The sequence below is a fragment of the Caballeronia sp. M23-90 genome (assembly GCF_053574605.1).
Map to the genome: position 1 here is coordinate 1 of NZ_JBSIPA010000425.1, position 5546 is coordinate 5546.

4 protein-coding genes and 1 pseudogene are annotated in these 5546 nt (G+C 62.2%); 3 read left to right on the forward strand and 2 right to left on the reverse strand.

What is annotated here, in order from left to right; genetic code table 11:
- Window positions 1-998, forward strand: a 998-nt coding sequence (locus ACRXB1_RS28910) for a substrate-binding domain-containing protein (RefSeq protein ID WP_449493973.1), incomplete at its 5' end; no start/stop codon positions are given.
- Between the two features lie 44 nt (window positions 999-1042).
- Here the strand turns inward: ACRXB1_RS28910 and ACRXB1_RS28915 are convergent.
- Together ACRXB1_RS28915 and ACRXB1_RS28920 are read right to left on the reverse strand one after the other, a co-directional pair.
- Complete coding sequence (locus ACRXB1_RS28915) at window positions 1043-2836, reverse strand: IlvD/Edd family dehydratase (protein ID WP_449493974.1); 1794 nt, start codon at window positions 2834-2836, stop codon at window positions 1043-1045.
- Between the two features lie 50 nt (window positions 2837-2886).
- Window positions 2887-3834, reverse strand: coding sequence for a 2-hydroxyacid dehydrogenase (locus ACRXB1_RS28920; protein ID WP_449493975.1), 948 nt, complete (start codon window positions 3832-3834; stop codon window positions 2887-2889).
- A gap of 98 nt (window positions 3835-3932) precedes the next feature.
- Here ACRXB1_RS28920 and ACRXB1_RS28925 point away from each other — a divergent pair, with 98 nt between their 5' ends.
- Window positions 3933-4817 (forward strand): NAD(P)-dependent oxidoreductase, encoded by an 885-nt coding sequence (locus tag ACRXB1_RS28925; RefSeq protein WP_449493976.1) that lies wholly within the window; start codon window positions 3933-3935, stop codon window positions 4815-4817.
- Between the two features lie 118 nt (window positions 4818-4935).
- Window positions 4936-5546 (forward strand): annotated as a pseudogene (locus tag ACRXB1_RS28930) (hypothetical protein); the annotation flags it as partial.

The following is a 5546-nucleotide window of genomic DNA, read 5'->3' on the forward strand; positions in this document are numbered from 1 at the left end:
TCGACAAGGCACCCGCCGCCGCGTCCGCCACATACCCCAGTTCGTTGACCACGTTGAGCACGCGTTCGCGGGTGGCGGCGGGTGCCTTGTCGTCAGGGAAATCATCGTTTGTAGCGGTGCTCGTGCCGTCGCTGTCGAGTTCGAATTTTTCCGATACCGTGCGTGGCATCAACGACGTGATCGAACCGGCCGGCATGCAGTTGCTGCTGGCCAACACCGACTACGAATTGCCGCGCGAGGAAGAGCTCGTGCGCGCCATGCTGCGTTATCAGCCGCGCTGCATCGTGCTGACGGGCAGCCATCACACCGAAGAGACGCATTCGCTGCTTGCCCGGGCGCGCATTCCGGTGATCGAAACATGGGACATGCCGGTCGATCCTATCGACCGGGTCGTGGGCTTCTCGAATGTCGATGCATCGCGCGCGATGGTGCGCCATCTCTACGAACGCGGCTATAAGCGCATCGCGTTCGTGAGCAGCGCGTCGAAGCTGGATAGCCGCGGTATCGATCGGCGTCGCGGGTATCTGAAGGAGGTGAGGGCGGCCGGTTGCGAACCGCGCGACATCACCAAAAGCGCATGGACCACGACCATGGCGCACGGCGTTGCAATGGCGCATGGTGCGGCCGCGTTGCAGCAGTTGCTCGAACGCTGGCCCGACACCGACGCCGTCATGTGCGCGAGCGACATCCACGCGTTTGGCGCGGTGATGGCGTGTCATCGGCTGGGGTTGGCGGTCCCGGGGGATATCGCGATTGCGGGCTTCGGGGACTTCGAGGTCTCGCGGCATTGCTATCCGACCATCACGACCGTTTCAGTCGATGCCTATGGGATTGGCCGCGCCACCGGCGAGTCCTTGCTCACGGCACTGGACGAAGTGGAAGGCGATGAAAAACTCGACAAGACGCGCGGCGTGAAAACGACCGCTGCGACCAGGCGCAAGCCGTCTCCACCCGTCATCGAAATTCACTACGAAGTCGTGCCGCGCGAGAGCACCTAGTGCTCCCGCGTGGCATGCACGAAGCTGGGCGCTTAGTGGTTGTCTTAGTGGTTATGCCGCGACTCGCCCCGCGTTTCGACAATGTTGAGATACAACGTCGCCGGTTCCAGGCATGCGCCGCTGCCTTGCTGCCCGACCATGCTTCTGTAGATCTCTTCCCACGGCGTCATGTTCTCAAGTACGGGCGGCTTCCATGCCGCACGACGCTGCGCGAGTTCGGCCTCGGGGATCATGAGGTCGACCTTGCGCGTCTTCAAATCGATGCGAATCCTGTCACCCGATACGAGCAATGCAAGGCCGCCGCCAACGGCTGCTTCCGGCGAGACGTTGAGAATCGAAGGGCTCGCCGATGTCCCGCTCTGACGACCATCGCCGAGCGTTGGCAGTGTGTCGATACCGCGCTTGAGTAACGCTGCCGGCGGCTGCATGTTCACCACTTCGGCGCCCCCGGGGAAGCCGACTGGCCCGCAATTGCGGATGACGAGGATCGAACGTTCATCGACACCCGTTGCCGGGTCTTCGATACGCGCGTGATAGTCCTCCGGACCTTCGAACACGACGACCTTCCCCTCGAACACGTCGGGATGATCGGGATCGGCGAGAAAGCGCTTGCGGAAGGCTTCGTCGATCACGCTGACCTTCATCACGGCGCTGTCGAAGAGGTTGCCCGAGAGCACCACGTAACCCGCCGATTCCTTCAACGGGTTTTCATAGGCACGGATGACCTCGCGGTCAGGCACGGGGACCGTGGCCAGATCTTCGCCCAGCGTCTTGCCGGTCACGGTACGCACGGAGGCGTCGAGACGGCCGGCATCGAACAGCTCTTTCATCACCGCCGGCACGCCGCCCGCGCGATGAAACGCTTCGCCCAGGAACCGTCCCGCCGGCTGGCAATCGACCAGCAGCGGCACCTCGGGCCCAAGCCGCTGCCAGTCTTCCAGCGTATGGTCGATACCCATGTGCCGCGCAATCGCGATCATGTGGATCGGACAATTCGATGACGCGCCGAGCGCCGCCGCCGCGACAACCGCGTTCTCGAAAGCGCCCTTGGTCATAATGTCCGAAGGCCGCAGGTTCTCGGCGACCATCTCCACGATCCGCTTGCCGGTCGCATAAGCCATCCAGCCACGCTCGCGATGCGGACCCGGGATCGCCGCGCAGCCGGGCAGCGACATGCCGAGCGCTTCGGCGAGCGAGTTCATGGAAAGCGCGGTGCCCATGGTGTTGCAATGCCCGACCGACGGCGCCGACGACGCCACCATATCCATGAATCCCGGATAGTCGATCTCACCCGCCGACAGCCGTTTGCGCGCGTCCCAGATCACCGTGCCGGAGCCTGCGAGCTTGCCGTGATACCAGCCGTCGAGCATCGGGCCGCCGGACAGGACGATCGCCGGAATGTTGACCGTGGCCGCGGCCATCAGGCATGCGGGCGTGGTTTTATCGCAGCCGGTGGTAAGCACGACGCCATCGATGGGATAGCCGTGCAGGATCTCCACGAGCCCGAGATAAGCGAGGTTGCGATCGAGCGCGGCGGTCGGACGCTTGCCGGTTTCCTGGATCGGATGCACCGGAAATTCGAGCGGAATGCCGCCGGCGTCGCGGATGCCATCGCGCACGCGGGTGGCGAGTTCGATGTGATGACGATTGCACGGCGCGAGATCGGAACCCGTCTGCGCGATACCGATGATCGGCTTGCCCGACTGCAGCTCTTCGCGCGTGATGCCATAGTTCATATAGCGCTCGAGATACAGCGCGGTCATGCCGGGGTCGGAGGGATCATCGAACCAGCGGCGGCTGCGAAGACGGTTTTGCGGGATGTTCGATTGATTCGACATGCTTGTCTGTCCGTTTTATTTGTATGGGGAGTCAGTGATTCGTTCTAGGTTCAACGCGTGGAAAACTCGGTCACGAGCGGCGCGCCACTGAAGAACGCCTTCAAGTTCTCACGCACCAGTTGCGCCATCGCACTGCGCGTTTCAACGGTTGCGCTGGAGCGGTGCGGCTGCAGCACGACGTTGTCCAGCGTGAAAAAACGCGGATCGATTGAAGGCTCGTTCCAGAATACATCCAGCGCGGCGCCGCGAATACGGCGTTCATTCAGAAATTCGAGCAACACGGGTTCGTCGACAATACTTCCTCGCGCGATGTTCACCAGAATGCCGTCGGGTCCGAGGGCGTCAAACACATCGCGGCTTACAGATCCCTGGCTTTGCTTGTCCGCCGCCGCGCAGATCACGAGGAAGTCAGATTCGCGCGCCAGGGCCACGGCGCTGTCGCAATACGTGTAGCCGACATCGTCGAACTGGACGCGATCGTGATACGCAATGGACATGTCGAACGCAGCGGCCCGCTTCGCCAGTGCGCGTCCTACACGGCCGAGTCCGAGAACGCCAAGGCGCTTGCCGAACATGCGCGTGGCGAGCGGAATTGCGGCCTTGCCCCATTGAGCGTCGCGCACGAGGCGATCATTCGCCGGGATCTGGCGCGCAATCGAAAGCATCAGGCCGATGCCCATGTCGGCGACATCGCCAGTCAGCACATCGGGCGTATTGGTCACGCGAATGCCGCGTTTTGCTGCGTGTGCGAGATCGATCGCATCGACTCCGACGCCGTACGACACGATGATCTCGAGCGCCGGCAACGCATCGATCAACTCGGCGCTTGCGCCGGCTTCGCCGTTGGTGGCGAGCGCGCGAATGCGGGAACCGACTTCAGCGAGCAATGCACCGCGATTGGCGCAGTCCGACAGGACGTGCAGCGTGAAATGACGTTCGAGTTCCGCCATATCACGCTCCGGATACCGGACGACTACCAGTAAATCCGTCTTGTGCATGCCATCTCCTCATGTTAGATTCGTTTAATGGTTACCGGTAACCATACCTCACGATGAAACGCGTGTCCAGCAGTGGATGACTTCAAGGTAGCGAGACGATGACGAATTCAAAGGACCGGCCGGAGAAGATTGCTTTTCTCGGGATCGGCTTGATGGGAGAGCGGCAAGCACGCGTGCTGCTCAGGGCGGGCTACGGGCTCACCGCCTGGAACCGTACCCGGGACAAAGCCGAGCGCTTGCGTGCGGATGGCGCGGACGTTGCCGACTCGCCGGCTGAAGCGGTTCGCAATGCCGACATCGTGATTACGATGCTTGCAAACGGCGAGACCGTGCACGATGTTCTGTTCGATCAAGGCATGGCGCAGGCGTTGAGTGCCGATGCGGTAGTCGTCGACATGAGCTCGATCCGTCCCGACCAGGCGATCACGCATGCGCGTCTGCTTGCCGCGCGAGGTGTTCGACATATCGATGCCCCCGTATCAGGCGGCACGAGTGGCGCGGAAAACGCGACGCTTGCAATCATGTGCGGCGGCAATGCAGAGGTCTTCGATCGTGTATCGCCCGTGCTGCGTTGCATGGGGCGGCCTGTGTTGATGGGCGCTCACGGCACGGGGCAACTCGCCAAGCTCGCGAATCAGATGATCGTGGGCACGACCATTGGCGTGGTGGCCGAGGCGTTGTCGCTGGTTGCGAAGGGCGGTGCGAACCCCGCGATGCTGATCGAAGCGCTCGCGGGCGGTTACGCCGACAGCACCATCCTGCGCATCCACGGCCGCCGCATGGTCGACAAAAACTTCGAGGTCAGTGGCCGGTCGAGCTCGCAACTCAAGGATCTTCAAAACGCGTTGCGTGCGGCACAGGACGTGGGCGCGTCGATGCCGTACACCCAACTCAGCGCGCAGCTTTTCACGTCTCTCATCGCGCATCACGGCGATATCGATCACAGCGGAGTCGTGAAGATCATCGGCGATCAGGCAGCATGAACAACCGTTTCATTCGATACGTCCGCGCAGCCCTGAACAATCCGAAGCGGACAATACATACATAAAGAAATAGCCGGGATTCAATCAACCGGCAAACCGATTTGCAAAGGAGACGCAAATGGATCTGCAGCACCCCCCAATACCCGAACTACCCTCGGCGTCGCTCGCCGGTACGCCAACCAGGGCGCCGGTTTCACCACAGCAATTGCGGCGTGCAATCCTCACGGGCGCGGTCGGAAGCGCCCTCGAGTATTACGACTTTGCGATCTTCGGACTCGCGTCGGCACTGGTTTTCAGTCATATCTTTTTTCCGGCGCTCGGCGCGAAAGCCGGGCTGCTGGCGAGTTTCGGCACCTATGGTGCGGGCTTCCTCGCGCGGCCGTTCGGCGGCCTGTTCTTTGGTTCCATCGGCGACAGGAAGGGGCGCAAGTTCGTGTTGCTCGTGACTATCGCGATCATGGGGACATCGACCATGCTGATCGGACTGTTGCCGAGCGGCACGATCGGCGCGGTATCGCTCGTCGTATTGCGGCTCGTGCATAGTTTCGGCACCTATGGTGCGGGCTTCCTCGCGCGGCCGTTCGGCGGCCTGTTCTTTGGTCCCATCGGCGACAGGAAGGGGCGCAAGTTCGTGTTGCTCGTGACTATCGCGATCATGGGGACATCGACCATGCTGATCGGACTGTTGCCGAGCGGCACGATCGGCGCGGTATCGCTCGTCGTATTGCG

Excerpts from the sequence above, each read along its gene's own strand:
- ACRXB1_RS28915 (WP_449493974.1), bottom strand. The coding sequence starts at position 2,836 with ATGTCGAATCAATCGAACATCCCGCAAAACCGTCTTCGCAGCCGCCGC.
- ACRXB1_RS28920 (WP_449493975.1), bottom strand. The coding sequence starts at position 3,834 with ATGCACAAGACGGATTTACTGGTAGTCGTCCGGTATCCGGAGCGTGAT.
- ACRXB1_RS28925 (WP_449493976.1), top strand. The coding sequence starts at position 3,933 with ATGACGAATTCAAAGGACCGGCCGGAGAAGATTGCTTTTCTCGGGATC.